The organism is Blastomonas sp. (assembly GCF_041747255.1).
Classification (GTDB): Bacteria; Pseudomonadota; Alphaproteobacteria; order Sphingomonadales; family Sphingomonadaceae; genus Blastomonas.
In genome coordinates, this window is sequence record NZ_JBGTFM010000043.1 from 1 (window position 1) to 25798 (window position 25798).

Annotated in this window: 27 protein-coding genes and 1 pseudogene; 7 read left to right on the plus strand and 21 right to left on the minus strand. The window is 59.0% G+C overall.

The window, feature by feature from the left end:
- A partial coding sequence (locus tag ACEW8G_RS01625; protein WP_373486704.1) for a ParB/RepB/Spo0J family partition protein occupies positions 1–1039 on the minus strand: 1039 nt, incomplete at its 3' end.
- A 512-nt stretch (positions 1040–1551) separates the two neighbouring features.
- Between ACEW8G_RS01625 and ACEW8G_RS01630 the strand changes: the two are divergent.
- Both ACEW8G_RS01630 and ACEW8G_RS01635 read left to right on the plus strand, forming a co-directional pair.
- Positions 1552–1926 (plus strand): annotated as a pseudogene (locus ACEW8G_RS01630) (transposase); the annotation flags it as partial.
- A 319-nt stretch (positions 1927–2245) separates the two neighbouring features.
- Entirely contained in the window at positions 2246–3304 is a 1059-nt protein-coding gene (locus ACEW8G_RS01635) for an alpha/beta hydrolase (RefSeq protein ID WP_373486705.1), read from the plus strand.
- A gap of 191 nt (positions 3305–3495) precedes the next feature.
- Here ACEW8G_RS01635 and ACEW8G_RS01640 read toward each other — a convergent pair whose 3' ends face one another.
- On the minus strand, positions 3496–3882 hold the full coding sequence (locus tag ACEW8G_RS01640; protein ID WP_373486706.1) for a hypothetical protein: 387 nt from the start codon (positions 3880–3882) through the stop codon (positions 3496–3498).
- 2 nt (positions 3883–3884) lie between these two features.
- On the opposite strand from ACEW8G_RS01640, the gene ACEW8G_RS01645 reads away from it, so the two are divergent.
- Entirely contained in the window at positions 3885–4016 is a 132-nt protein-coding gene (locus tag ACEW8G_RS01645; protein WP_373486707.1) for a hypothetical protein, read from the plus strand.
- 50 nt (positions 4017–4066) lie between these two features.
- Here ACEW8G_RS01645 and ACEW8G_RS01650 read toward each other — a convergent pair whose 3' ends face one another.
- From ACEW8G_RS01650 to ACEW8G_RS01660, 3 genes are all read right to left on the minus strand, one after another.
- Positions 4067–4522, minus strand: a complete 456-nt coding sequence (locus tag ACEW8G_RS01650; RefSeq protein WP_373486708.1) for a GFA family protein — start codon at positions 4520–4522, stop codon at positions 4067–4069.
- Positions 4523–5074: 552 nt separating this feature from the next.
- Positions 5075–5914, minus strand: a complete 840-nt coding sequence (locus tag ACEW8G_RS01655; protein ID WP_373486709.1) for a Rieske (2Fe-2S) protein — start codon at positions 5912–5914, stop codon at positions 5075–5077.
- A gap of 259 nt (positions 5915–6173) precedes the next feature.
- Positions 6174–6557 (minus strand): hypothetical protein, encoded by a 384-nt coding sequence (locus ACEW8G_RS01660; RefSeq protein ID WP_373486710.1) that lies wholly within the window; start codon positions 6555–6557, stop codon positions 6174–6176.
- Positions 6558–6650: 93 nt separating this feature from the next.
- On the opposite strand from ACEW8G_RS01660, the gene ACEW8G_RS01665 reads away from it, so the two are divergent.
- Positions 6651–7301 (plus strand): hypothetical protein, encoded by a 651-nt coding sequence (locus ACEW8G_RS01665; protein WP_373486711.1) that lies wholly within the window; start codon positions 6651–6653, stop codon positions 7299–7301.
- 3 nt (positions 7302–7304) lie between these two features.
- On the opposite strand, the gene ACEW8G_RS01670 is transcribed toward ACEW8G_RS01665, so the two are convergent.
- Positions 7305–7904 (minus strand): carboxymuconolactone decarboxylase family protein, encoded by a 600-nt coding sequence (locus tag ACEW8G_RS01670; RefSeq protein WP_373486712.1) that lies wholly within the window; start codon positions 7902–7904, stop codon positions 7305–7307.
- A 100-nt stretch (positions 7905–8004) separates the two neighbouring features.
- Here ACEW8G_RS01670 and ACEW8G_RS01675 point away from each other — a divergent pair, with 100 nt between their 5' ends.
- Complete coding sequence (locus ACEW8G_RS01675; RefSeq protein ID WP_373486713.1) at positions 8005–8982, plus strand: MBL fold metallo-hydrolase; 978 nt, start codon at positions 8005–8007, stop codon at positions 8980–8982.
- A gap of 337 nt (positions 8983–9319) precedes the next feature.
- Here the strand turns inward: ACEW8G_RS01675 and ACEW8G_RS01680 are convergent, their stop codons facing one another.
- The 13 genes from ACEW8G_RS01680 to ACEW8G_RS01740 all read right to left on the minus strand — a co-directional run bounded on the left by ACEW8G_RS01680 (position 9320) and on the right by ACEW8G_RS01740 (position 20834).
- Positions 9320–9982, minus strand: coding sequence for a haloacid dehalogenase type II (locus ACEW8G_RS01680; protein ID WP_373486714.1), 663 nt, complete (start codon positions 9980–9982; stop codon positions 9320–9322).
- 281 nt (positions 9983–10263) lie between these two features.
- The gene (locus tag ACEW8G_RS01685; RefSeq protein ID WP_373486715.1) at positions 10264–10983 is read right to left on the minus strand and encodes a cytochrome c biogenesis CcdA family protein; all 720 of its coding nucleotides are present in this window, start codon (positions 10981–10983) and stop codon (positions 10264–10266) included.
- 28 nt (positions 10984–11011) lie between these two features.
- Positions 11012–11401: a thioredoxin family protein gene (locus tag ACEW8G_RS01690; protein ID WP_373486716.1), complete on the minus strand. Its 390-nt coding sequence runs from the start codon at positions 11399–11401 to the stop codon at positions 11012–11014.
- Positions 11402–11422: 21 nt separating this feature from the next.
- Positions 11423–12067 (minus strand): NrsF family protein, encoded by a 645-nt coding sequence (locus tag ACEW8G_RS01695; RefSeq protein ID WP_373486717.1) that lies wholly within the window; start codon positions 12065–12067, stop codon positions 11423–11425.
- A gap of 3 nt (positions 12068–12070) precedes the next feature.
- Positions 12071–12595 (minus strand): sigma-70 family RNA polymerase sigma factor, encoded by a 525-nt coding sequence (locus ACEW8G_RS01700; protein WP_373486718.1) that lies wholly within the window; start codon positions 12593–12595, stop codon positions 12071–12073.
- A complete protein-coding gene (locus tag ACEW8G_RS01705; RefSeq protein ID WP_373486719.1) occupies positions 12592–13056 on the minus strand; it encodes a DoxX family protein in 465 nt (154 codons plus the stop codon). The genes ACEW8G_RS01700 and ACEW8G_RS01705 overlap by 4 nt, the downstream gene beginning before the upstream one ends.
- 4 nt (positions 13057–13060) lie before the next feature.
- Positions 13061–13351, minus strand: coding sequence for a DUF2282 domain-containing protein (locus tag ACEW8G_RS01710; RefSeq protein WP_373486720.1), 291 nt, complete (start codon positions 13349–13351; stop codon positions 13061–13063).
- A gap of 174 nt (positions 13352–13525) precedes the next feature.
- The gene (locus tag ACEW8G_RS01715; RefSeq protein WP_373486721.1) at positions 13526–14281 is read right to left on the minus strand and encodes a flavodoxin family protein; all 756 of its coding nucleotides are present in this window, start codon (positions 14279–14281) and stop codon (positions 13526–13528) included.
- Positions 14282–14580: 299 nt separating this feature from the next.
- Entirely contained in the window at positions 14581–15171 is a 591-nt protein-coding gene (locus ACEW8G_RS01720) for a carboxymuconolactone decarboxylase family protein (protein ID WP_373486722.1), read from the minus strand.
- 66 nt (positions 15172–15237) lie between these two features.
- Positions 15238–15819 carry a TetR/AcrR family transcriptional regulator gene (locus ACEW8G_RS01725; protein WP_373486723.1) on the minus strand — a complete coding sequence of 194 codons (582 nt, stop codon included), beginning with the start codon at positions 15817–15819 and terminating at the stop codon, positions 15238–15240.
- A gap of 62 nt (positions 15820–15881) precedes the next feature.
- The gene (locus ACEW8G_RS01730) at positions 15882–16490 is read right to left on the minus strand and encodes a CDP-alcohol phosphatidyltransferase family protein (protein WP_373486724.1); all 609 of its coding nucleotides are present in this window, start codon (positions 16488–16490) and stop codon (positions 15882–15884) included.
- A gap of 10 nt (positions 16491–16500) precedes the next feature.
- Positions 16501–17766 (minus strand): NupC/NupG family nucleoside CNT transporter, encoded by a 1266-nt coding sequence (locus ACEW8G_RS01735; protein ID WP_373486725.1) that lies wholly within the window; start codon positions 17764–17766, stop codon positions 16501–16503.
- 32 nt (positions 17767–17798) lie between these two features.
- Positions 17799–20834, minus strand: a complete 3036-nt coding sequence (locus ACEW8G_RS01740; RefSeq protein WP_373486726.1) for a TonB-dependent receptor domain-containing protein — start codon at positions 20832–20834, stop codon at positions 17799–17801.
- A 439-nt stretch (positions 20835–21273) separates the two neighbouring features.
- Here ACEW8G_RS01740 and ACEW8G_RS01745 point away from each other — a divergent pair, with 439 nt between their 5' ends.
- Both ACEW8G_RS01745 and ACEW8G_RS01750 read left to right on the plus strand, forming a co-directional pair.
- On the plus strand, positions 21274–21729 hold the full coding sequence (locus ACEW8G_RS01745; protein ID WP_373486727.1) for a CBS domain-containing protein: 456 nt from the start codon (positions 21274–21276) through the stop codon (positions 21727–21729).
- Positions 21730–21758: 29 nt separating this feature from the next.
- A complete protein-coding gene (locus tag ACEW8G_RS01750; RefSeq protein ID WP_373486728.1) occupies positions 21759–22526 on the plus strand; it encodes a YiiX/YebB-like N1pC/P60 family cysteine hydrolase in 768 nt (255 codons plus the stop codon).
- Between the two features lie 19 nt (positions 22527–22545).
- On the opposite strand, the gene ACEW8G_RS01755 is transcribed toward ACEW8G_RS01750, so the two are convergent.
- Positions 22546–22968 (minus strand): hypothetical protein, encoded by a 423-nt coding sequence (locus tag ACEW8G_RS01755; RefSeq protein WP_373486729.1) that lies wholly within the window; start codon positions 22966–22968, stop codon positions 22546–22548.
- Positions 22969–23582: 614 nt separating this feature from the next.
- Positions 23583–25730 carry an FAD-dependent oxidoreductase gene (locus tag ACEW8G_RS01760; RefSeq protein WP_373486730.1) on the minus strand — a complete coding sequence of 716 codons (2148 nt, stop codon included), beginning with the start codon at positions 25728–25730 and terminating at the stop codon, positions 23583–23585.
- Positions 25731–25798: the final 68 nt, after the last annotated feature.

The following is a 25798-nucleotide window of genomic DNA, read 5'->3' on the forward strand; positions in this document are numbered from 1 at the left end:
TATTGAGGTCACTGCGCTCAGCATCGAGATTCTCATACTCGGCCTCGAGCTGCCCGAAATCGGCTTCACCGCCTTCATGGCCTTCGTCGATGATCTCGCTGATTTCTTCCATGCGGGCATCGATCGCGTCAATTCGGGCTCGTGCTTCTTCGGACAGCGGCGCGGGCGGCAGCCGGACAGCATTGACGCCCATTTCGCTGCGCGCCTGCCATGAATTGGTCGACGCCACCGGGCTGATCCATGCAAGGCCCGTTTCAGCAGCGATCCGCTGGGCTTCGGCCTCCATCTTCTCGGCCGCAAGCCTGTGGGCGATCTCGATATCGATCCAGCGATCATCTGCCGCTTCGCTGAAGAGGTCGCGTTCGATCTTGCCTCCGGCTGCCACATAGGCATCTTCGCCGATCAGCAGCGCGATTGGGTCATTGCCGCGCATGGAACCGCTCGCCACCATACGCCGGATGGCATCGGCGCTTGGGTTATAGGCGTAGCGCATCTGCTCAAAGACCCGCAGCTGGACCTCGTGCTGGTCGGTCGCGGCGTAAGCCTTGGCGATCTCGAGGGTGACATCTCCCTTGGCGAGCGCTTCAAAAATCGGCTCGGCGAGGTTGGCAAGCCGCAAGCGGCCTTCCACGAAGCGCTGGGTGAGACCGAAGCGTTTGGCGACCGCGGAAACATCGCTGCCTTCCTTGATGAAGTGCTGAAAGGCGCGGCATTCCTCAGCTGGTGACATCCCGACGCGCTGGAAGTTTTCGGCAAGCGAAGCCTCGCCGGCTTCCTCTTCGCTGCCCTCAAGCAGCTTGCATTCAATCTCGGTGTCGGGGTCCCACGCACCGCGCGCGACAATCATCTCGATGGCCCGCAACCGGCGGCCACCGGCGATCACCGCAAACTTGCCGCGCTTCTTGCTCCTGGTGACCAACAGGTTCTGCAAAAGGCCGCGCGCTTCGATGTCGGCGGAAAGCTGGATATCGTCTTCTTCGCTGCGCGTTTTGCGCACATTGGCATCGCTCAGATAGAGCCGGGAAAAGGGAATAAGCATCGTCGTCACTCCTGATGTGCACCCGGCAATCACCCGGGCACCCATCCCCTCCCCCTCCCCTTTTGATCTGCGTTCACGCAGGCCTAAGAGTTAGTCGTCGTCGCCCATGCGGATAAACAGCGCGCCATGCCGCAGAGGTGGACCGCGCGGTTCATAAGAGGGCAGAATGCCGCAGCGGTTGGAGGCCGTAGGGGTTAGCGATTTTGGGATCGCTGCCATTCGCAGCTCGAGGAGACCGGTGTAGGCTGCCGACTCAGACCCCGCCCCTCGCAACCGCCAAATTGATCGTCTTGTTCCGCCCGTAGCCGACATGCCGCTTTCTGGATCGGGCATCGCCCCCGCTCATGGCGGTTTGTGGGTGCTGGGGTGGACGCCCCCCGACGGCATCTATGTGCCATAGTGGAGGTGTTGAACACCACTAGAAGGAGTCGTCCACGACAGAGGTTAGCACGATTGAGTTGGATATTGCGAAGACTGTTTTTCATGCGAACGGCGCGGATGCGCGTGGGAAGATGGTGTTCAGCAGACGGCTGACACGAGCGAAGCTGCTGGAATTCTTTGCCGCACAGCCGCGCTGTTTTGTGGCACTCGAGGCCTGCGGAGGGGCACATCACTGGGCCCGCGAGATTGCCTCGCTGGGGCATGAGGTGAAGCTGATCCCGCCGGCTTACGTGAAGCCGTTCGTTAAGCGGAACAAGAACGATGCGGTCGATGCATAGGCCATCTGCGAGGCCGCCCAGCGCCCGAGCATGCGCTATGCGGCGATCAAGACCGAAGCACAGCAGGCTACCGGGATGGTGTTCCGCACCCGCGATCTGCTGGTGCGCCAGCGCACCCAGCTCATCAACGCGATCCGCGGGCACCTGACCGAGTTCGGGTGGGTGATGTGGATCCGGTTCGCGAACTCCCATACGGGCCAGCGGCATTACGCCCGCGCAAACAGGCCGGACAGATGGCAGCATCCGACTACCGCCAATACCCGATTTTCACTCTCGCATCTTTTGGGGCGTCCACAGATGGATAGCGGAATGGCAGCTTTGCTGGCCCGCGATGAATAAAAATAAGTGTTAGCTCCTGCATGATAGGCTAATCTTGGGCGGATGTTTTGCTGATATGGGACTTTCCCCCGTGCATATTTGGCCTCGATTATTCGCAGCGGCAGCAGCGCTGACATTTATCGGCTTGCCCGGAGCCACATGTGCGCAAGTGCAAGCCGATCATGCCATACTGGCCGACCCGAGCGGCGAGCCGATCATAATCGGCTCCGCCCACAAGATCACATCCACCGTATACGGCGAGACAAAACTCCTCACGGTCCGACTGCCGCGAGGTTATGCCGACAATCCCGATCGACGTTACCCGGTGGTGTTCTCGATCGATGGCGGCCCTGAACAGGATTTCGAGCTTCTTGCCGGAATCGCCGCCGAGGCAGAATTTTCGACCAGTTTCGAACCTTTCATCCTGATCGGCGTGCGCACAGATAATCGCTATGCCGAGCTTACCCCGCCGCTCGAGCGCATGGACCCCAAGACGCTGACAGCCGTGTTTGGTGAAAGGATGCAGCCAAACGGGGCGCCCAGATTTCGGGATTTCCTCGCGCGCGATGTGATCCCGTGGGTGACGTCACGTTACAGGACCGACCGCAAGGTGCTTACCGCCGCATCGCTCGGTGGACTGTTCGTGGTCGACACCCTGCTTGAACGGCCAGAAATGTTCGACGACTACATCGCGCTCACGCCGAGCATTTGGTGGGATGAAGGGCGCGTCGCCGACGAGGCAGCAGCGAAGCTCGCCAGTCACGCCGGATCTGACCGACGAATCTACATCACGATGGGCGACGAAGGCATCGGCAATCTGAGCGGCAAATGGTTGGCAACCTTGGTTTCGGCTTTCAACACCAGTGCCCCTGAAGGGTTGAAGTGGGCGTTTGTCGATCGGTCGGGGAGCGAGGAGCATCGCACCATGGCGCTGATGGGCTGGCTTGACGCGTTCCGAACGCTATACCTGACCCCGACGCGCACCGGCAGCCCCCTTCCTTTCCTTTATGATGGCAGCCGCGCGCCGGACTACACTTCAGCAGCACGAGCCAATCTGGACGCCGGCGCCTGCCGCCCCGCGATCGCCAAGTCCGTCACTTGGGCGGAAAAAAACGACGCACCCAGCGCATATTATGGATGGTGCCTGCTACTGAAGCCGGGGGGCCCGCTGACAGCTGGGAATTTCGGGCCAGACGATTTTGGCCGCGCCGACCAAGATGATAAGTAACCCCGATTTCGATATCAGGTTTTCGGCAGTTTGCGGCCATATGCAACACAGATCATAATTTCCGCAGTGGGGCCGGCATCAAAATTTCCGCTTCTGACAAATCCGGTGATGAACCTGCCATACCGCTGTCAGGATCGAGGTTCGACCCTGCTCGTGACCGGAGTTAGGTGGGGAGCAGACGTGCCCAAAGTTTACGCGGCGACATAAATCAGTGCAAGGCCAGCAAGCGCTGAAAATGGCGCAACTGCTCGAACAGCTGCAGGTGCAAGGCGGTCGGCCCACCAACATGCGTAGCCAGCGTGCCAGCGGAGCGGAAGAACAAGCAGAACCAGCGAGGAGAGCACGATAAACCATCCTGCGACCTCAAACGTCTGCGGCAACTTTGACGCGTGAGCACGTAAAAGCAGTGCCAGCCCCGCGCTGAGGCGAAGCCCCTGCTCGAGATTGTTGATCGTTCGAGTTGATGCCGTGAGGCTTAACACATGCAGGGCACGCCCCGGCCGCAAAGCCATGAAGGCTCCCGTGCCAATCAACCACAACCCAGCCGCTACGCTGCCGACCAAGCCTAACAGTTCCATCAATGAACTATGCCATCGGCATCTATGTCTGCACAGGGGGCGCTTTGCGAATTTCCGGTTCTGGCAAAAAATCCGTTGAAGCTGCCGGACAGGTTTCAGGATCGCGCCCGATCGCCGGGGATGACTGGGAATAGGTGGATTCCGGAACGGCGGCTTTGGCAGCAAAACCTTGCAAGCTCGATCGCTAACTCGAAGTAGGACCGACAAGCGCTATCCACTCGGCTTGGGTCCATGGTTGTTCGGCAAGTGCGGGCACCCCATCAGGGAGCGTCACCCAGGCTTGCTTGCTGCTGACCCAAAGATGAGCGGCAGGCACAACCTCGTGGCTTCGATCGAGCGTTCCGCAACGCAACGATGCAAAGCCCGGACGCTTGTCATTCTCGGCGAAGATGCGGACTTTGCAGGTCGGACACCCCCAGATCGATGATAGGGCACCACTCGGCTGTTCATAGGAACCGATGTCCAAATCGCCCACGATGTCGAGATCCTGCTTGGCGAACAACATGTGCTCGCTGAAGGCTCCGCCAGTTCGCGTCTGACAGTCGGTGCAATGGCAGGCATACGGTCGAAATCGAAATCCATCGCGAAGAGTGTAGCGCACGGCACCGCACAGACATCCCCCTGTCAAATCGCCTCTCATCGCTTTGCCCTCACGCCGTGATTATCCGTCAGTTTAGCGAAGGCTGGAACGGCGGCAACGGGGTCGCTAACTGAAGGGCAGCTTTTTCAATATCCACGCAATTTCCTGCCATTCGACTAGCGACCCCATTCTAGGCGCTTCAAGCAGTTCAAGCGACCAATGGACCACCGCAGGGCATTCCAACCAGATGCCGCGGCAGGGGCTGATGCCCGGGGCCTGGCTCGGTTACGGCAGACTGCCGAAGGCCTGCGCCACTCACTTAAGCGCGAGGCTGATCGCAGGCAGGCCGCGCAAGTGGCGGTGGAGAATCAGCCACGGCTGCCGGCAGGGCAGAGCCGAGGGCGGAGATATCTCGACCAACGTGCTTGCGCGCAGGGCGCCAGCAGCAGCGCAATACCGGTCTCTGTCGAGTTGCCGGTCGAGCCAGACGCCGGTTGCCAATGCCAGTGCCAGTGCTTAGCCAGTGCTTGATCGGTATTATCGGGATACAGCAAACGCCCTCATTCAAGAGTTTACTCAAACCAGACGTGCGACGGGCCGCATATTATGCGGCTAGTCCCCCTCGGCATGCGAGAATGCCGCAACAACCCTGCCCTCGACGATGCGTATAAGCGGTGGCATTGGCAACCTTAGTGTCGAGTGCAATTCACACCGCCGGGTGACGATATCAAAAACAAATCCATGCCACGGGCAGCGAATTTTGCCGTTTTCAAGCGGACCTTGCAACGGCCCGAGCCAATGCGGACATACCGCGCTGTGAGCGATCAGATCACCGTTATGCTCAACCAGCTGGAAAGCCATGCCGCCAAGCTGAAACGCCAGCGGCAGGTTCGCCCGAACATCGCAGGCATCGCCCAGATCGATCGGTTCAACGCTGCGATCGGCTTGAGTCGGAGCAGCCAGCGCGCGCTCGCGTGCCTGCATCATGGCCTCGTCTTCATCCCAAAGCGTGGCGTAAAAATCAGCGTAGGCACTACCCAGATATTCGCTGCGGTCCGTCCTGGGCCCAGGCAAATGGAACTCAACGGTGATATCGACAAGGTGCGGTTCGATCTCGTCGAGCATCACCCTGATCTCGGTGCCAACACCTGCGCCATCGATGGTCGTCGATGTATAGCGCCCTGTCGCCCGGTCGGCGAGCAGTTGAATCCTTTGCGGCTCTGCACCGCACGGCGTCAGATCAACGCACCAGCCCCAACGCCCCTGTTCGACCAGGGAGCAGTCCGCAAAACTGCCATCGTGCAGGTGAGCCAGATGCTCCCAATCGAACACATTTTCCCAGATACGCTCCAGCGACGCGTGTACCCGCCGTTCATATGAACCTGCATGGTGGAGCGGCCCAGCGTGGTGATTATCAGTCAGCGTTACAGTGGGTACATTTGAGCGGCTCATGAATCAGGCTGTACCAGACGGCCAAATTTTTGCAGCCTCTATTGATCGCATCGGTTGCTCGCTGGCACCCTTGGGTCCGCCCTAGTGGTTCTCCATCTCAGCCAATACATCGACCTTCCGGTTCCGGCGCAAAATTCAGGCAGGGTGTAACATTCCTCGCGTGCTCAGCGAAATGGTCGACATGGCAATCTGGCGCTTGTCACGGGCACGCAACACCCCTGCGCAGAATTCGCCGATCAGTTCTGCAGGGAAGTCCCCTTCAGACCTCTATTTCGCTCATGGTGTGCGGCGAAAAGGGGAGACGCCTTGATGCACCGGTATTTAAAGGGGGGAAACCCATGAAAAAGGTAAAACTGACCAGTCTGCTTGCTGTTGTAGGCGGCATGACACTTGCCACCAGCGCCTGCGCACAGGGAACTTGCAAAGCCAGATCGTGTTCGGCCATGGCAGATCGGTCCGCAAAACGCTGCGCCGGCGCGGGGTGCGTGGCAGCTGGTTGCCAAGCAGCTGGCTGTGCTGCCGCCGGTTGCGCAGCTGCTAATTGCGGAGCGGCCGACTGTTCGGCCAAACCTTGTGCGGCGGCTACTTGCGGCGCGAAGCCTTGTGCTGCGGGCGGTTGCGGTGCCAAGCCCTGTGCAGCCAAGCCAGAATAATTTCTCGCGGGCAGACACTTGTGAGCCTGGCGTGGCACAAGCGCTATCCGCCAGGCTCAACAGTTTGAAAGCGCGTGACCGGAATGGATCAGCAACAGGCAGCCCTGACTGTCATCGAAACCATTACAGCTATGGCCCGCGAAAACGTGCCAATGATGGCGCGGGTAGTTCCCTCGGACAAAGTGTTGTTCTGGCAGCATTATCCGGATGACGACGCGCGTGACACGCGTACACGTTCGCGCTGGTACTATCACGTTCACGCCCCGGGTGACCGGGATCCGGGCGAACATGGACATTTTCACCTGTTTCTGCACCGCACCCAGCTAGACGACCCGTCCAGGTATAGTGCCGCGCCGCCAGAAGGTGAGGAGGCTTCAGCCCATGTCACACATATTGCGGGGCTAGCGATTGATCACATGGGTATTCCCGTCAACTGGTTCGCCACAAGGCGCTGGGTCACCGACGAGTTTCTGTATCCAGCCGACACGATGATCGCGCATCTTGACCGCTACAATGTCGATAACACGAAGGAAGATCCGCTGGTCAATCGACTGCTGACCGCGATGGTTGCACTGTATCGAGATGAACTGTGTTGCCTGCTGCGCGAACGCGACGCTGCCATCGCCAGGCTGGTCCAGGTCCAAGGACCTGCCGCGCACGAATCAGGCGAGGCGTTGCTTGCGAAGATACCAATAGATCTGGATGCCAAGATTGAGAGCCTCGACTTTGGCTGAAGATCAATCTGGAGGCGCAATTCCCCACAAGGTTGCCAAACGGCTGTAGCTGGGTTCACCGATGTGTGGATCGTCAGTGACACCCCCCATCCGGGCCAACCGGGCATCCATTTCGGCTGAATCCGCATCTAGCGGATTGGCCTTGATGCCACTGCCTTCAACGATGCGATTCATGAGATTGAACAGCCCGCACACGCTGACAGCATCAAACAAAGCCTGCTCATCCCACCCGGCCGCGTAAACAGCCAGCGCATCCGCCTCGGTGATCAGCGCAGGCGTGCGAGTCAACTTGCCCACATAAGCGAGGATTGGCTTCAGCTTCTCTTCTACTGCGCTGCTTTCAATATCAATCATGAGGGATTCGAAAAGGTCCGAGGCGATCCCAAAGGCCCGCGCTGCTACCACATGCGCGCCATGGCAATACGTGCAGGCATTGAGGCCTGAGACATAAGCAGCGATCAGTTCGCGCTCCGCTACGGTCAGCGGCGACCAGTCGCGTAGAACCCGATCATGATATTCCAGCAGTGGCATAACCGAGCGTGGGAATCGCTGAAAAACCTTGTCCATGGCTGGCGGCCCGGCAATGGAAGGAAACACGGTCATGATTTTGGTCCTGTTACAAAGGCATGGTTGGGTCTAGCCCGATCACGCTTTGTAACCATTCGGCCAGATCAAGCGTAGAATTACATAGGAAGGCCTCACCATGCTGAAAAAAATTCTCGCTCCAAGCGCTCTGATTCTACCTGCCATTTTCCTGGGAGTGTCCAGCGCAGATTCTGCCGATGCCAGCGAAGGGGCACCTGCTGCCCGAGGCGCCGAAATATGCCGCAACGTGGATGTCGGAGTGCAAGTACTTGGTTCGGGCGGGCCGATTGCAGAAGGTTCACGTGCTGGCACAAGTTACGCAGTCTGGATCGACGGGCGGGCGCAACTGCTGATCGATGCCGGACCAGGCAGCTTTATCCGTTTTGGTGAAGCTGGACTGAAGGTCGGCGACCTCAAGGGCATCGCCATGAGCCACTTGCACGCCGACCACAGCGCCGGGTTGGGCGGCATTCTGAACTCGGGAAGCTTTGAGCGCTCCGATGAACCGCTGTTGTTCGTCGGACCAGCAGCGGCAAGCGTTTTTCCCGGCGCCGGTGAATTTCTCTCCGCATTGGTCGGGCGCGACAGCGGCGCGTGGCGCTATCTGGGCGGCTATCTCGATGGCGGTGACGAACGCCGGAAATTCGAAGTAAAAGAAATTGCCGCGAACGTTGCTGAAAATGCTTCCATCCCTGAAATCGACATTGCCCATGATCTTACGTTAACCGCCATCCCAGTACACCATGGCGAGGTTCCGACACTCGCGTTCATGGTCAAAGCCAAAAACCGCGTTATTCTCTTCGCGAGCGATCAAAGCGCGCTTTCATCCGGGTTTGACAGGGTCACCCGCAATCTAAAGCCCGATCTGCTGATCGCTCATCACGTCATTCCAGCTGGCGAGGGCCAGCCTATTGGGTTGCACCGGCCGCCTGATGAGATAGGCAAGATGGCTGCCAGCGTAGGCCCGCGTCAGTTGCTGCTATCGCATCATATGAACCGTTCATTCTCCCGGCTCGAGGAAAGCCTGTCCATGATCTCGGCTAGATACAAAGGCCCAACCTTGATCGCATCCGATGGCACCTGCGTCGCACTATGATGCACTGACAGGGGGATAATGTGTTAGCGTAAAATGCGTGCCCCCGGCAATTCGCTTGAGCGGTGCAGCAAGATCGCGAGCGAACCGCTCTCCATATTCGATCTGCTGAAATCCGTCCGCCTCCCCCCCCCACGCCAGCCTGGCTGGAATTTCGAGCGCTGTAAGCTGCCGTGTCACAGCTAAAGGTATCGGTTACATCGAGAGCGTCAATCTGCCGAACCATTGCTTTTGCCCCGCCATGATCCAGACAATCCTGCAGATCCGACGTTGATCCCTAGGCAGCGACTTTCGCTCAATTTTGCTGTTTGATTTAGGGCCTACGGATCGACGGCACCCTTCACCAGTTGAGCGACGCCAGATCGCTGATTCGGGCAATTTCCCGGGTTCCTTGAGAGGCAAAGCCTGGCTGACTGTTTCCCGCTCGCTTAATAAAAACCGGCTGCAGTCCTGCAGCTGCCGCCCCCAGCAGGTCCCACGAGTGACAAGCAATCATTGCGAGTCCGGACACTTCGGCCCGCATCTCGGTGGCAACGTGTCTATAGGTTGCCGCAGCCGGCTTGAATTGTTCGACCGCCTCGACGCTGAACTGCTTCTCGAAGAAGCAGGCGATACCGGCATTCGAGAGTTGCGCGGCTTGCGTCTCCGGGTCGCTATTTGTCAGCGTTGCGAGGCGAAAACCCGATTCGTGAAGATGCTCTAGACCCTCTAAGGCGTCGGCGTGGGCGGGAAGGGTGGTCATAGTGTGCTTCAGCACGCGTGCTGCGCCTTCGGGCAAGGCGCAGCCCTCGATCGTCGCCAGCATCTCGAGAACATGGCTGGCGATGATTCCAAAGGGTAGATAGCGCCCTGCGAGTGTTATAGATTGTGAATAGAGCACCAGTTGCGCAAACCACTTTCGCATAGCGCCCGCATCCCCGAACCATTCCTCAAAATGCGGCTCAAGGGGCGTAATGTCGAGCAGGGTTTCGTTGACATCGAACACTAAAATCGGCTGGACCATCACCTTCTCCCCACAATGCAAACCTCGGTCAGTTGGAACGCGTGGTCCTGTGCCTATGTTCCCACATCAGAGCAGCGCTGGTGGCCCCCCTTATGGTCGGAGTCTCCAGAAGTTAAAAGCTGACGTGTAGGCCCCTTTTTCGTTGACCGGGGACGGACCGCCTCTCATCGGGTTAGGCAGGCTTACGCGCCTGGAACGGCGTGTAATCTCTTGCAAAAACTACGGGCCAGCTGGGGTCGCAATCTTGAGGTTTGCGTTCTCTATGTTGCCGTCAAATCGTATCAGAAACGGGTTGTGAGAGTGATCAGCCACTCAGGCATCACGTTAAGCAAGGCTGCCTCAAGCAGCTTGTCGGCCCCCGTCAGAACCAGGCCCCCAACCAGCAGTAGCATCGCTCCAAAGGCCGGCTTGGCATATCGGGCAAAGTTCTTCAGCGCGCCGGTGCGTCTCCCGATAGCTAGCCGCGAACCATAAGCGAAACCGGTCACGGACAGCGCCACCCCTGCAGCGAACGCCAAAAACGTAACAAATGCCTCACCAAGGCTCTCCCCCCGGCTGGCCGCGGCAATCGCTGCCCCGAGTGTGGGGCCGACACAGGGTGCCCAGACAAGGCCTAGGAGGGTTCCGACCGCAAACTGGCCGCCAAGCCCATCGCCACTGGTTCGAGACAGCACTCCGTGCGCACGATTGGTGAGGGGAGCGAAGGCCATGGTCAACCGCGTCTGCAATAAGGGCACTAGAAGAATAACCCCGGCCACCGCCAGTATCGCTCCGGCGAACAAGCGGATACCCTGTTCTGGGATTCCCAGCTGGAACCCGAAGGCAACGACTATGAAACCGAACGTTGAAAAGGTTACGGCCAAGCCGGCCGCTAGCGCCGCCGGTCCAAGGCGGTGCTTACCAAGGGCCGACCCAATAAGAATAGGCACCAGCGGCAGAACGCACGGGTTGAGAATTGTTACGAGCCCGGCAACGAAAGCGAGGGCCAGCTCAGCAAACACTGGAAACCCTCGATACAGGCCCCACGCCCTATAGCCCTGACATCACAGCTTCACGCAGTTGCCTGGGCCGGCTTTCAGCGATGGAGCGCGCAGTTTCCTTTTTTCCGCGGAATACTAATACGGTCGATTGGCGTGGAATGCGATGCTGGCGCAAGAACGCCTTTTCCTTGTCAAAATCGACCTTCAGGAAAACCGCGTTCTTCAGCTGCGGCTCCTGCCGCAAGGCGTCGAGTGTGGGCGCTTGCGCCTTACAAGTGGGGCACCACACGGCGTGCACATCAACGATCAACGTCTTGCCTGCGTCCTGGGCGCGGGTAAACGCTGATGGCGTATAATCCTGCCAAGCAGGTGCAGCGATCGCGGGTGAAGTAAACGCAACAAAGACAAACGCCAGCAACGTCTGGATGGCTCGAAGCATGTGTTCGTCCTTTCTTCTGTTCTACCAGCGCACCAACGGAGGTACGACCGCCCGGCCCAACAAGGCCATCAACAGCACAACGCTGCTGTGCCACAGACCGATGTGAACGATGTCGTTGTCGGCACAGTGCAGCGAAAAGGCGAACACGCCGAGGCTCCCTGCAGCGATACCACTCAACAGGCCTGCCCGATCGGGTGCTGTCGGCGCACCTTGGCGTAACCATGCGACCAGAATCGAGAACACAAGGAACGAGGCTGCCCCGCCAACCATGAGGCATTCCAGGCCGCGTACGATGCTATCTCGCGACAAAAGGTCGCTTCCGCCGCCGAGGCTTATGATCACCGCTGCTATTGGCAGCAAGGTAACCATCGCCGCCGCCCAAACCCAGCCACCGTGATCATTGCCAACCTGCGGGCGGCTCATCACAATAACCGTCACTGCCGCTGCAATCCCGAGCATCAAGAAGAGCCCGGTGGCAAGCAGATACACGGGGTCGAAATCGCCGGCCAGCAAATCGGCGCGTACGCCAAACAGTCCGGTGACCGCCAGCGCCGCAACGCAAGCAGACCCCAGAGCATAGCTGATCCCTCTTGCGAAGCTGAGCGGTTTGACCGGCTCAAGTTTGCCGACCAGGTCCGCGATAAGGGCATCGGAGTTATGTCTCATGTGTCAGGCTTTCTCGACCATATGGGCCAATTTCTTGAGGCCTCGGTGAATATTGACTTTTATAAGGGATTCGCTCTGCCCCGTGGCCTGGGAAGCTTCGGTGATGCTCAGACCGTCGATCTTGACCAGCTCGATGGCCATGGCTTGCGCCTCAGGTAGCACCGAGAACAGGCGGGCAAGCGTGATCCGCGCGGAAATGGCTGGTTCGTCGTCCTGACCTGCAATGTCCGTTTCGAGTTCGCATTCACTGGCTCGATAGAGTCGGCGGAGATGATCGACCCAGCGATAGCGTGCAATCGCTGCCAACCAGGGCAAAAAAAGGCGAGAGGAATCCCATGTGCCGAGCTTGGTGTGCAGCGCCATCAACGTCTCCTGCACCAGATCATCCAGTTGCGATGGCGCAATACGGTGACTGTAATACCCGCGCAGCCAACGCTGGCACTCCTTGAGCAAGGTGGCATACGCTTGTCGATCGCCTTTTTGTGACATCGCGGCAAGTCGCGCTAGGCTGACGTCATCGGCTCTCACGGCCTGCGGACCTGGAGCAGCGCTGCATCGAGACTTATTGAGCCCGCACCGCGCATGATGAGAATCAGCGCCAATGCCACCCATAACGAATGCACCGACCACCACGCTTCGGGATAGACAAATATCTGGATGACCATGGTCATGCCGAGCAGGGCCAACGCAGACAAGCGCGTGAACAAGCCTATCACCAGCAGAATTGGAAATGCGTGTTCCGATATCGTCGCCAACACGGCGGCAAGTTCGCTCGGCAGCGGCACTCCCGAATATTCCTCTTTGAAGAGGAAATAGGTGGTGTCGCTTATCGAGAGCCAGCTTCCCTCTTCGACCTTGGTGCGGGCTGAACGCCAGAATATCCCGGCCAGCACGATACGGCTGAACAGCAGTGTCAGATTCTGCATTGCAACGCTGCCGATAGCAGCAACCGCGCGATCGTAGCTGGATAAAATGGCGTTCACCCTCATCACCTTACTTCGGCATTTTGGGCTTGACGTTGCCCTTCTTGGCGCTCAGCGACCCACCTACCTTCTGGCACTCGCCCTTGCCCACGAACTTCCAGGCATTGCCTTGATAGTCGACTGTCGATGTGCCGGCGCAGCTGGTGCCCGGCCCGGCGGCGCAGTCATTCTTGCCCTTGAGCGCGATCCCGTAGCATTTTTCCTTCGCGCCCGGAGCCTGTGCGGCTGCGGGTGTGGCTGCGGCCGCGAGAAGCGAAGCTGCAGCAAGCGAGATGGCTGCAAATCCAATCGTCGATTTCATTGGTGAGGTCCTTTCAAAATCCTGCGCGCACCTAGTTGGGGCACATGGAGATATTCGGGCTATCCTCGCAGGAGGTTACAGCTGCTCCCGGCCTGGCTGAAACAAGCTGCAGGATCCCAGCCAAGCGCACGTCTTGAGCGCATTGATCGCTTTTTCAGGTCATCCGTGCGCAATCTAGCGATGCTCAGGATTTGGCCAGCCTGGTTTGCTGCCTGAATCCCATTGTGTCCGCACGTTGCCAATCGCTGGATAACCGCCGCAATCCTTGAGCATCCGGGCGGCGTGTAGCAGGTTGAATGCCATGAAAGTCGTGTTGCGCTGGGTGAACACGTTGCTGAAGCCAGCTCGTCCGCCATTGTCCTGCTCATCGCCATAGGATGGGCCTGGCCCTGCTTCACCAATCCATCCGCAATCGGCCTGAGGTGGGATTGTAAGCCCTACGTGCTGCATCGCATATAGGACACCCATGGCCACATGCTTGATGCCGTCTTCGTTGCCGGTGACGACACATCCGCCAACCTTGCCGTAAAAGCGATACTGGCCTTTCTCGTTCGTTTCGCCTGAATGTGCATAAAGTTTTTCGATGAACGCTTGCGCGATTGAGCTTTTCTCACCGAGCCAGATGGGCGTACCAAGGACTATGATATCCGCTTCAAACACGTCTGGAGAAAGCTTGGGCCAGTCATCGCACGGCCATCCATGTTCGGTCATGTCCGGATAGACACCCGGCGCAAGTTGGTAGGCCGACAAGCGATGTCGTTTCGTGTCGACGCCTTGCAATCTGAAAATCTCGGCGACGATATCGAGAAGCGTATCCGTGTGCGAATGCTCTGATGGATGCTTCAGGGTGGCATTAAAAAACACTGCCCTGAGGTCGGAAAAGTCTGCGGTTGAGGTCTCACATATTGCCTTTTGTTGCTCGCTCAGCATGTTCTTCTCTCTTGGTTGATCCGCATTGGCGATGCTTGTCCAGATAGCAAAGCTGGGGCACAGATTCTGCCACAAAGGTGATATGTGAACTTCGGTTGGGCCCTTTTGCACGAGCAGGGGAGAGCGATTCCGCCCAGCCAAGCATCCGCGCTGCGAGCTATCATTCGGTAGCACCACCCCCAAAGGGGGTCGCGTTGCCTGCCATGCGACCTTGGCATTAACGCGACCCCGACCGGCGGCAAGGTGGTGCGGGGAAAGCCGCCGGCTCAACAAGGTGTTCGTTGGTAATCAGTTCCCGGTTACACCTTGGGCGTCCACTCCCGCGCAGCAAATGCGGGGTCAAGCTCAGTGTGGAAGATGTGGTTGGAATAATTCGAGATCACTTTGGCGCTGATCGCCAGGATGATGCCGAGGATCTGCTTTTCGGAGTAGCCAGCGTCAAGAAAATCCTTCGCCTGTTGCGGTGATGGATTGCCGCGGGACCCTGTCATCACATGCGCAAATTTTCGCAACGCCTCAAGTTTCGGATCATTGATGGGATGGCCGTCGCGGATCGCATCGGTCACGTCGGTGGGCACCTTTGACATTTTGTCGGCAACGAAACTATGGGCTGCAACGCAGTAATGACACCCGTTGAACCGACTGATCGCAAGCAGCACAACTTCCTGTTCGATCGGTGTAAACCCGCTCTCGGATCGAAACAAAGCATAGCTGTGATTGTAGCTATCGAGCAACGCAGGCAAATTCACCATGGCACGATACATGTTAGGCAGCATACCCGTCTTTGCCTCAGCCTGCGTCAGCGGTGCGCTGATTGCAGGATCAGGATCACTCTTTTCGCGAAGCGGAAGGCTCGTCTTGAAAACGTCTGACATTTTATTTCCTTTCATAGGTTTTGGACGAAAGACAATGTAGTTCGGAATGAACGTTCCATACGGGGCAAAAAAAAGGCCAAGTCAGATAAGCGATTTCAAAACGCCGTCACGGATCGTGATAAGGGCTTCTGCATTTGGCCGACTGCGTATCATCACCAGCATGCCAAGCATGGACGCAAGTGCTTGGTGTGCGAGAGCGCTTGCATCGCGGTCTGCGGCAAATATGCCTGCTTCCTGCCCTGTGCGGATCGATTTGCGAAAGAAAGCTTCAATGTCGTCTTGCGCCGCATTGACGATCGTCGCGATTTCCTCATCGTGTGCCGCTAGTTCCAAGGCGGTGTTGACGATAAAGCACCCCCAATTGCCATGCGGAATGCTAGTCTGATCAATAAACCGATCGAAAATGGTTGAGATTGCCATTGCAGGTGACGCGGACTGATCAATCTGGGCAAGCATGCGCCGACGCACGTCGACGTCGTATTTTTTGAGTGCACCGATGAACAATGCCCGTTTGTCACCGTAAGTCGCGTAGATGCTGGCGCGATTTATCCCGGTGGCCTGCACAAGATCTTGCATCGACGTGGCCTCATAGCCATGGGCCCAGAAGACCTGCATGGCGCGAGCCAGGGTAGCATCGACATCAAAGCTTTTTTCCCACGGCATATCGTTGATGTATGCAGTTTGGAACGATCGGTCAAGACGAGAGTGTGCGCAGTGGTTTGAGGCTAGGTGCGCGGGAATGACTTGCGAGCGAGTAAAGTGCGCTGGATCACTGTTGCGAGGCAGAGCATTGCATAGCCGATCGCGATTGCTGGGAACTGGCCGGGCCACAGGCACATGGCAATGAAGGCCGCTATGGTCTCTGTCCCTTCGGCAAGACCGGTCGAATAGAATATGCTCTTGGTTCCATGTGCTGCGGTCTCCTGGCCGCGCTTTGCCGCAATGGCTGCAAAAGCGAGAAAACTTGCGCATGTCAGGGTAAAGCTGGCGACTAATAAAAGTGCAGGAGCAGTGTTGGCAGTAGCCGCCAATCCGAAAGCTACCGGCACAGAAACGTAAAACACAAAGTCGGCCAACGTATCGAGATAGCCGCCAAAGTCACTAATCCCACTGGCTCTGGCGACAGCACCGTCGAGGCCGTCAAGCAGACGGTTGATCACGATAAGTCCGAGGCCGGCTAGAAAATGGCCATGCGCTATGGCGATGGCAGCCGCCAGCGCTGGGATTAGACCGAGAAGCGTTACGGTATTGGCACCAACCCCGCTGCGGGCAAGTGTACGTCCGATGGCGTTAAGTGGTGGGTCGATCAATGGGCGCAATCGGGCGTCGAACATGAGAGTCTCCTCAGGACCAAGTGACCAGGCCAATCATGGCGCCCGTCATCATTGAAACCATATTTCCGGCCAGCCAGCTCTTCATGCCAAGCTGTGCGACCATGGCTTTTCGTTCAGGTGCCAGGGTGGAGATGGTCGACACGATCAGTCCCACCGAAGCCAGGTTAGCGACGCCGCACAGCGCATAGGTCACAATTAGCACGCTGCGGGAGTCCAGCGTACCTTTCGGCAGCGCTGCGAGGTCAAGATAGGCGACGTATTCGTTGAGAATAGCCTTGGTTCCCATCAAGCTCCCTGCCGCAGGAGCCTGGTCCCACGGTATGCCGACTGCCCACATGGCCGGTGATAGCAGCCAGCCCAGCATTCGGCGCAGCGTCAGCGGCGCGCCTTCTACTACCGGGAGCAGCGCTAAAACTTGATCAACGAGGTTCACCAGCGCAAAGACCGTGATGATGATGCCAATGACAGCCATGACCAGTGTGACGCCGTCCATCGTTCCTCGGATGACGGCATCCATGCTGCTGTCATAGTGCAGATCAGGCTCTGCTTGGGCAGTGGTTTGTGTACCGTCGCCCGGCACCATCAAACGCGCTACGAGGATTGCAGCGGGTAAAGAAATAAGCGAAGCGACGATCATGTGGCCGACTGCGTTGGGCACAGTTTTTGATAGCGTAGTCGCATATAGCACCAGGATTGCGCCTGATATTGTCGCCATGATCAGCACCATGATCATGAACATGTCGGATCGGGACATCTTTCCAAACCATGCGCGGAGCACCAGCGGGCTTTCGACCACGCCGAGGAAGATTGTCGCGCCGCCGCCAAGCCCCACTACCCCGCTGACGCCAAGTGTGCGCTGCAAAGCCCACGAAAGCCCACGCACAGCCAGTCGCAGTGCGCCCCAATGCCAAAGGAGCGCAGAAATCGCTGAAAACACAATAATCAGAGGAAGAATCTGGAATGCCACGACAACCGGGGCCTCTGCGCCCGGCTTTAGCAGAAATGGGATCGGTGCGCCGCCGGTGTAGCCGAACATATAGGAAGAGCCGACAAGCGTCGCTGCTTCAACGGCCGATACCGCCCTGTTGGCATAGCTGACCAGCGTCCAGACGAACGGAACCCGCGTTACCACCAAAGCGATGGTGAGTTGCAGCAGCATGGCACCAGCCATCCAACGCCAACCTGGTCGGGTGTTCCGATCTTCCGACAACGCCCAGGCAAGTAACAGGATAGCGGCAATGCCGATCAGCCCTTGGAAGTTCTGCAAAGCTGGCATCCCGTTCGGATCTCCTTGAAACGTGCGCTATTTCAGAATTTATAAGCCAAGCCGAATTGGAACTGGCGTGGCGGACCAGCGTTTCGCTGCACGAAAGGTGTACCGCCGCCGAACTGCAACTGATTGGACGTGGTCGCCGCGTTAGCAAAGCCGGACTCGTTATTTGTGTTCAAGACATTGAACACGTCGGCGCTGAGTTCGAACCTGCCGCCAAATCCGGGAATCGCGTATCGCACGCCCAGATCGACCGTGGTCGACCAGGGCAGGCGCGCGGAATTGCGCGCCGCGCCCGGATAGCGGTCGGAGTTGCCGACGAAGTTCTCGCCGAAGGACGCACCGTCGCCATTGAGGTCCTGCGTGCCGAAGATGCGGGCATCGGGAACGAGGTTCACCGGCTGCCCCGACTGGAACAGGCCAGCAGCGCTCAACGTCAGGCCATCCAGCGGGTAGAGATAGCCGACCGCCGAAATCACATGGCGGCGATCGTTGGCGGACGGTCCCCATTCGGTGCTGAAGTTGTTCGAGTTGGCAGCACGGAAGTTGATATCGTCTGTATCGTTGGTGAGCTTGGAGAGGGTATAGCTCAGCCGAAATGCATAGTTGTCGCTCCCACGCGACTTGTTCACTTGCAGGATCAGGGCTTTGTATTCGGACTCGCCTCCAGTCTCGGAGATCGTGATCTGCCTGGCGCCGCCGGGCACAAGAACAACAGGGCGCGTCGCGTCGGCATCGGCTACCGAACGCACGAAACCGAGGCTTTGCGCGAGCGCGAAGCGGGCTGCGTTGTCCGACTGGCCCTGGAGCAGCGCGACATTCTCCGCGGTCAGGTTCGCGAGGTTCGGGGTAAACGGCGCAGGTGCGTTGAGATCGCGCAGCCGCACTAGATTGTGTGACCGGCTGTAGATGAGGTCGGCCGAGAGCGTGAGCGTATCGCTGGCCTGGAACTGGTAGCCCCCGCTTAGTTGCAGGCTCCACGGGCTCTGGTAGCCTGCAGGATTGAGGATACGCCCTTCGCCCAGCGTGGCCGTGTCGCGCAAGGCCTGGACCTGTCCCGGTGTAGGGCATGTCGCTACCGTCGCGCAGCTTGGCGAGACAGTCAGATTGCCATCGAACGTTATCTGCGACAGGTCCGTGTCCGCAGGTATTATACCCAGCGACTGAAGCTGGCCCAACTGGGCAAGGAACCCTGGCGAGGTCGTGTTGCGCTGGAGTGCGTCCGAGATGACGGCGTAGGAGAGCTTGCCGTAGAACAATCCCGCCCCGAACCGCAGCGTGGACCGCGCATCCGGGCGATAGTTGAGCGAAAAGCGCGGGGCGATATTATCATAGTCACCGCCTTTTCCGCCCTTCGCGGTCAGACTGTCGTAGTCCCAGCGTAGTCCCAGCGTCGCAGTCAGCTTGGGGCTGAGCTGCCATTCATCCTCGATGTAGAAGGCGAGTTGGGTCTGCCCGGTGCCGAAGCTCTGCGGGCGCAACTCGACCGAATAGTTGGCGACTGCCGGATTGAGCGCGAGGACATCCTGTGCCGTTAGCCCCAGTCCCTTGCTGCCTGTGGCCAGGCCTGCGAGCTGCCCCGCGGTCAGATCGACTGTGAAGTTGCCATCCGGATTGCCTCCGCCCAGCAGGGCGAAGTCCGAGCGGATCAGATCGGTGCCCAGGCTCAGTTTGTGGCTGCCGAGCTTGCGCTGGAGACGGTGCGTTGTCTGCCAGGTCTCTTCGAGATCGTTGAAGACGAAGCCCGGATGTCCGACGACGCCCACCGTCAACCCACTCGGATCGCGGATCACGACTTGCGGCCCGGCAGGCCCCTTGGGCTTGCCGTAATCCCAGCGGAAACGGCTGAACTGAACCGCGCCGTCGTAACTCCACTCGTCGCCCGAATAGCTCGCGGTCGCTGCGACAAGTGTTGAGAACCGGTCCTGGTCCGATCCCGCCGAAGGGAAGGTCACGTTGCCGCCGCCGAGCCCGCCGCCGGGCCTATCGATCGTGACGCGGCCGAAGTTGGCGCGCAGGCCCAGCGTCCAGTCCTCCGTCAAGCGATGATCGAGCCGGATCGAGCCGAGATAGAACGTGTTGTTTCCGGTGACATTGGCCACGGTGCCCAGAGCAGGAGCATCGACGATCTGGAGATTGCGGTCGCGGGTGTATTCGAAGTTGGCGTAGAAGAAGGTCTTGTCGCGCACCAGAGGCCCGCCAATGGCAGCGCCCGCCTGGTAGCGCTCGAAGCTCTCGCCCACCGCGTTGCCTGACAGGTCCCGGCGCGGAAACGGCGACTGTGCATCGAGCGGGCGGCCCGGTCGCACCAGCGCATAGACTTCGCCGTGATAGTCGTTGGTGCCCGAGGGCGAGGTGTAATTGACGATGCCGTTGGCGGTGCGCCCGTAGGCGACCGAATAGGAGTTCGCGAGCACCGTCACTTCGCGGGTGAAGCCCAGCGGAACCGGAAACTTGAGGCCGCCGAGGAAGTTCTCGTTGTTGTCGAGCCCGTCGAGCAGATAATTGGTATCGAGTCCGTTCGATCCATTGATCGAGATCGAGGGTGCCTCGGGAAAGAAGCCGGTCGATGCCACCACATTGGGCAGGCGGACGAGCGAGCCCAGCACGTCGCGGCCCTCGATCGGCAATGCTGCCAGTTCCTCCCGGCCTAGCGATGCGGAAACCTCTGCATTGACCGTGTTCAGTCTGGTTATCCTGCGCGCACCAGTGACGACGATGGTCTCCGCGCCCACCGGCGACAGGCGCAGAGTAACGCTGCTCGTGAAGTTCGCGCGCAGCGTGACGCTCGCCTGCTGGCCGCTTTCATATGCGCCTCCTGCCAGCGTGGTGACACGATAAGTCCCTGCAGTGGTCAGGCCTTCGATACGGACGAAGCCTTGCTCGTCGGAACGCACATTGCGGGAAAATCCGATGCCCTCGTTCTCGACTCTCACCTCGACATTGGCGGCGGGATGGCCAGTCGCAGCGTCTACCAGCGCGATCTGGATACCAGCCTGCTGGGCCTGCGCGGGAGTGGCGAGGGCAGCGACAACAATAACACTCGCGGAAAGGAATAGGCGGGAGGGAAGCAAGCAGGTTCTCCACATTCAGGATCAGGCAAAATCTCCGCAGAAAACTCGCGGGACAGGTCTATGCAGGCTTTGTCGCCGATTGGGATACAAAGCTTACAAAGGGCCTGAATCTTGGGGCGGCGTTGCGATTCTCTCTGGGCGCAATCGCTTCATCCGTCCCCTGAGGTGGTGTCCAGGGCTCCGAGTTTTGGGTGCAGCATTGGCCACGATGCTTGTGCCTGATGACAGCGGCACCTCGAGAAATGCGGTGCGCATCAGGAGGAAAGGTTGGCACTCGACGTCAAGTGCTGTGCGAGCAATGACAGAAACATCCAGTCAGGAATCGATGCTCCCGTCGAGCTCACCGGCATGGCCCCGTGCCAGGTTTAGGGCCCCAATGTAACCGATCGCCGGTGTTCTGCGAAATCAGTTGCAAGGGGTGCCCGTTGGAGTTCCGAACATGAAAATCGCCAGCATCGTTGACCGCAAGGGTAGCCTCGTCATATCCGTTCCCGAAACGGTATTGCTCGGTAAAGCGATGGAGACCATGTTCCATAGCAACATCGGGTCGGTTGTGGTGCTGGATCGCGTCGTAGGCTCCGTAATTGGCATTATTTCTCAACAGGAGCTTGTTGCCGCAGCCGTTGCACGGGGCGGCGAAGCTATGCAATTGCCGGTACATTTGTTCATGCGTAAGCCGGTTCTGGTCTGCAATTGTCAGGACGACGCTGCCACGGTGATGGGCGCGATGACGCTGGAAAGAAGCCGGCATGCCGTCGTGCTGACCCAAGGATCGACCTTGGCAGGGCTCGTGTCGCTGGGTGATTTGGTTGCTGCCCTGCTGGAAGAAGCTCAGCTGGAAGTCGGTGTGTTGCGCGATATGGCCCGATCGCGATTGATGGCATCCTTGGGGTGAGCGGTAGTATTCTGCTCGCCATCGGGCGATTGCTGGCTAGCTATCTGACCGGGCCATCACGAGCGCCCAATTCTAATGCACCAACGGACGAGACTGCGCTCGCACAAACCATCAGGCCCGGAGACATTCTGCTTGTTGACGGCAAGCAGCGGATCAGCACCGCGATCAAATATCTCACCCAGTCCACCTGGTCGCATGCTGCGCTCTGCATCGAGGCGACTGGCGACGCATCGGGCGAGCCAACACGCTTCGTCGAGGCAGACGCCGTCGAGGGAGTTCGCATCGTCTCGGTCGCTGAGTTCGCGGGGCTGCATACCCGTATATGCCGCCCTGTTGGCCTCAGCGAACCCGAAATCCACTCGGTCATCGACTTTGCCCTCGCCCACGTCGGCGATGCATACGATCTCGCCAACGTCGTCGATCTTGCCCGCTACCTGTGCCCGACGCCTCCCGTGCCGTCAGGCTGGCGTCGGCGAATGATCGCGCTTGGCAGCGGCGAGCCGACCAAGGCAATCTGCTCGACGCTGGTCGCGCAGGCGTTTCAATCTATCCGCTATCCGATCCTGCCGGAAATCACCCGGGAACTGATGGACGACCCGGAATGCCAGGGCTGCGTGCGCGACATCCTGCATATCCGCCACCACAGCCTGTTCACGCCGCGGGACTTTGACGTCTCGCCATTTTTCGAGGTGGTGAAGCCCACTCTAGCGGCAGGCTTCGATTTCCGGGCCCTGAATTGGCATGAACCGCCAGGCCACAACATCGTCGCCCAATCTGGCATCCTCCCGGAAGCCTGACCGGATTAAATGCAAGCACTCATCCGCGAGCGCGCTTTGCGTCGAGCGACAGCGCGTCTTCATCGCGAAAGGCAATCAGCACCAATGTTGCGGCTGCGACTGTCAATGACGGGAAAAACAGAATCTGGCTGCTTCCTTTCTCGAGCAACCAAAGCCCCAGCGGATCGAGCAGGTATTTCCAGATCGACAACGCGCCGGTGACGAGGATCACAGCCTGCGCGGGGTAAACAACGCGGCGAAACAGGCCGAGGACGGTCAGAATACCGACCAAGAAAAGCGCGATGCCCCAAATCAGTTGAATCGTCCCGCTCGCGCCGAGCCCGTCGTAGTATTTCGAACTGACACCCGCACCCATTGCAGGATTCAGCAGCCGGACAAGGCCCCAGATTACCATAAGCAATCCTGTTCCGGCTCGCAGCAGCAGCAAGGATATGGCTTTCATCTCAACTCTCCACTGAACCGTGTCGGCAATGATCGTGCAGCGAGACCGGGGCCGGCAATCGCCGACCCCGGCCCCGTCAGGCTATCAGCAACACGGCAGGCCGCAACAAGCGACCAGCACGCAGCAGGCTTCGTTGAATGCAGCTGGGCTTGCCGCGAAGGCGACGCCGGGTGCAAACATAGCCGATACAGCCAGGATCTTGGTAATAAGCTTCATGTCAGTTCTCCAGATACAGATTGTGATGAAAGTGGACGTTCTTCCAACCGAGGAGGCGGTGGAATCGGCTTTCCGGAGATTGAGGTGAGTGTTTGCGCTAATCGGCTGCCTGACATTTCGATTTGCCGCACGTGGACAAGTTCAGGGGAAACCGGAACGACCGCAGCCGAACAAATGCGGTCGCAGGCAGCCAGCGTCGGGTCGCAAGCGCCGGCTTGTTCCTCGCAGCATTCTGAGCAAGAAGCATCCACCGAATGATCTGCAGCGGATGCTGCCAGCAAACCAGGCAATAGACTGACAATCGCCAGAATCAACGTCAGAATCGGGAGTGGAGTTCGCCTCATACGTCCATGTTCGTTAAAAACGCTGCTCCTGTTACAATAGCCATCCACAAAAGCTCACCCCCGCCGCCAGCGGTGATAGCGCTCGACCACCTGCAAAAGCCGCTCGGGCGTGTGCTTCTTCTTCCATTCACCGGCAGCATATTTGTTGGCCTCGGCCATGGTCGGGTAGGTATGGATCGTCGCCATGATCTTGTTTAGACCAAGACCGTGTTTCATCGCCAGCACATATTCGGCGAGAAGTTCTCCGGCATGGTCGCCGACGATGGTGACGCCAAGGATCCTGTCCTTGCCCGGGGGCGTGAGGACCTTGACAAAGCCCGTTGTCGCACTGTCCGCGATGGCGCGGTCGAGTTCGTGCATCGGGAAGATGGTGACTTCGCAGGAGATGCCCCGTTCGCCTGCTTCCTGTTCGTTCAGGCCCACGCGCGCGACCTCAGGATCGATGAAGGTCGTCCACGGAATGACGCGGTAGTCGGCTTTGAAGCGTTTGAACTGGCCAAACAGAGCATTCACGCTGGCGAACCATGCCTGATGGGCGGCCGTATGCGTGAACTGATAGGGGCCGGCCACGTCGCCTGCGGCGTAGATATTGGGATAGATCGTCGCGAGATATTCGTCTGTCACGACAGTCTTTTGCGTTTCGATGCCAAGCTCTTCGAGTCCGTAGCCCGAAAGCCTGGCCTTGCGCCCGACCGCCACGATCAGGGCATCGAAATCGATGACCTTTTGATGGCCTTCACCAGATACGATAAGGTGCTTATCCTGCCCGTTTTCCACCCGGATCGCTTCATGGCCGGTCAGCACGGTCACGCCTGAGGCTTCCTGCGCGGCGCGGGCGAGTTCGGATACGTCATGATCCTCGCGCGGGAGCAGCCGCGTCCCCCGCTCGACCTGCGTCACCTGTGCTCCAAGCCGGGCAAAGGCCTGGGCCAGTTCAGACCCGATCGGACCACCACCGAGTACCACTATTCGCCTCGGGATTTCGTCCAGACGCGCGAACTCGTCCCACAATGTATCGCTGGTGAGATAGTCCGATTCTGCCAGCCCCGGCAGATCGGGCACAAGCGGCTCAGCCCCGGCTGCGATGACGATCGAACGCGTGGTCAAGCGCTGTGCAGTTCCATCGTTGCGCGCGATCTCGACCGTCCAGGGGTCGACGATCCGGGCATAGCCCTGAACCACGTCAACCCCGAGGCCTGTGTAACGCTCGACGCTGTCGTGCGGTTCGACGGCAGCGATCACATCATGGATGCGGCCCATCACCGCCTTGAAGCTGAAGCGCGGGTCGGAGGCTTCCAGCCCGTACCGGTCGGCATGGCGCATCTGCTCGGCGATGCGCGCGGATTTGATCAAAGCTTTGGACGGTACGCAGCCATAGTTGAGGCAATCGCCGCCCATCTTCGAGGCTTCGACCAGCGTAACCTTGGCGCGGACTGTCGCACCGATCAGTGAAGACACGAGCCCCGCAGCACCGGCGCCAATCACCACGAGATTACGATCAAAGCGCCTTGGCCTCTGCCAGCGTGCGTAAACCCGGCGGCGCACTATCGCGGCTTTGATCCACTTCCCCAGCCAGGGCAGAAGACCCAAAGCCGCGAAGGAAGCAAGCAGGCCTGGCGATGCAATGTCACCGAGCGTCTCGATCCGCGCGAGCTGCGTGCCCGCGTTTACATAGACGACGGTGCCCAGCAACATGCCGACTTGGCTCACCCAATAATAGGTCCAGGTCCGGATCGGCGTCAGCCCCATCAACAGATTGACCGCGAAAAACGGGAAGACCGGAACAAGCCGCAGCGAGAACAGGTAGAACGCCCCGTCGCGGGCGACACCATCGTTCACCGGCTTAAGGCGCGTCCCGAAACGCGCCTGCACAGCATCATGGAACAGGTAGCGAGACGCGAGGAACGCCAGGGTCGCCCCGATCGATGAAGCAAAGGAGACCAGGACCGTGCCGGTAGCCACGCCGAAGACTGCGCCAGCAGCCAAGGTCAGGATCACGGCACCGGGCACGGAAAGCGCGGTCAGCACAACATAAACGAGGAAGAAGATCGCCAGAACCTGTAGCGGGTTTGCCTGGTAGAACCCGTCAATGGTCGATTGCTGCGCCTTCAGCGCATCGAGGGTAAGGTACTGCCCGAGATCAAGCAGGAACCAGGCGGCAAGGCCAAGCAGAAGCAGCCCGGCAACGGCAGTGCGTTTCAACAGATCGCTCCTTGGCTAGATAGCTGTTGGCCGTTTGTCGGTCCAAGGCCCGGTGTTCTTACACATCC

Excerpts from the sequence above, each read along its gene's own strand:
- ACEW8G_RS01730 (WP_373486724.1), bottom strand. The coding sequence starts at position 16,490 with ATGTTCGACGCCCGATTGCGCCCATTGATCGACCCACCACTTAACGCC.
- ACEW8G_RS01720 (WP_373486722.1), bottom strand. The coding sequence starts at position 15,171 with ATGAAAGGAAATAAAATGTCAGACGTTTTCAAGACGAGCCTTCCGCTT.
- ACEW8G_RS01705 (WP_373486719.1), bottom strand. The coding sequence starts at position 13,056 with ATGAGGGTGAACGCCATTTTATCCAGCTACGATCGCGCGGTTGCTGCT.
- ACEW8G_RS01695 (WP_373486717.1), bottom strand. The coding sequence starts at position 12,067 with ATGAGACATAACTCCGATGCCCTTATCGCGGACCTGGTCGGCAAACTT.
- ACEW8G_RS01645 (WP_373486707.1), top strand. The coding sequence starts at position 3,885 with ATGAACTATGCCATCGGCATCTATGTCTGCACAGGGGGCGCTTTGCGA.
- ACEW8G_RS01680 (WP_373486714.1), bottom strand. The coding sequence starts at position 9,982 with ATGGTCCAGCCGATTTTAGTGTTCGATGTCAACGAAACCCTGCTCGAC.
- ACEW8G_RS01710 (WP_373486720.1), bottom strand. The coding sequence starts at position 13,351 with ATGAAATCGACGATTGGATTTGCAGCCATCTCGCTTGCTGCAGCTTCG.
- ACEW8G_RS01715 (WP_373486721.1), bottom strand. The coding sequence starts at position 14,281 with ATGCTGAGCGAGCAACAAAAGGCAATATGTGAGACCTCAACCGCAGAC.
- ACEW8G_RS01675 (WP_373486713.1), top strand. The coding sequence starts at position 8,005 with ATGCTGAAAAAAATTCTCGCTCCAAGCGCTCTGATTCTACCTGCCATT.
- ACEW8G_RS01655 (WP_373486709.1), bottom strand. The coding sequence starts at position 5,914 with ATGAGCCGCTCAAATGTACCCACTGTAACGCTGACTGATAATCACCAC.
- ACEW8G_RS01665 (WP_373486711.1), top strand. The coding sequence starts at position 6,651 with ATGGATCAGCAACAGGCAGCCCTGACTGTCATCGAAACCATTACAGCT.
- ACEW8G_RS01650 (WP_373486708.1), bottom strand. The coding sequence starts at position 4,522 with ATGAGAGGCGATTTGACAGGGGGATGTCTGTGCGGTGCCGTGCGCTAC.
- ACEW8G_RS01640 (WP_373486706.1), bottom strand. The coding sequence starts at position 3,882 with ATGGAACTGTTAGGCTTGGTCGGCAGCGTAGCGGCTGGGTTGTGGTTG.
- ACEW8G_RS01725 (WP_373486723.1), bottom strand. The coding sequence starts at position 15,819 with ATGCCGTGGGAAAAAAGCTTTGATGTCGATGCTACCCTGGCTCGCGCC.
- ACEW8G_RS01755 (WP_373486729.1), bottom strand. The coding sequence starts at position 22,968 with ATGAAAGCCATATCCTTGCTGCTGCTGCGAGCCGGAACAGGATTGCTT.
- ACEW8G_RS01690 (WP_373486716.1), bottom strand. The coding sequence starts at position 11,401 with ATGCTTCGAGCCATCCAGACGTTGCTGGCGTTTGTCTTTGTTGCGTTT.
- ACEW8G_RS01745 (WP_373486727.1), top strand. The coding sequence starts at position 21,274 with ATGAAAATCGCCAGCATCGTTGACCGCAAGGGTAGCCTCGTCATATCC.
- ACEW8G_RS01670 (WP_373486712.1), bottom strand. The coding sequence starts at position 7,904 with ATGACCGTGTTTCCTTCCATTGCCGGGCCGCCAGCCATGGACAAGGTT.
- ACEW8G_RS01735 (WP_373486725.1), bottom strand. The coding sequence starts at position 17,766 with ATGCCAGCTTTGCAGAACTTCCAAGGGCTGATCGGCATTGCCGCTATC.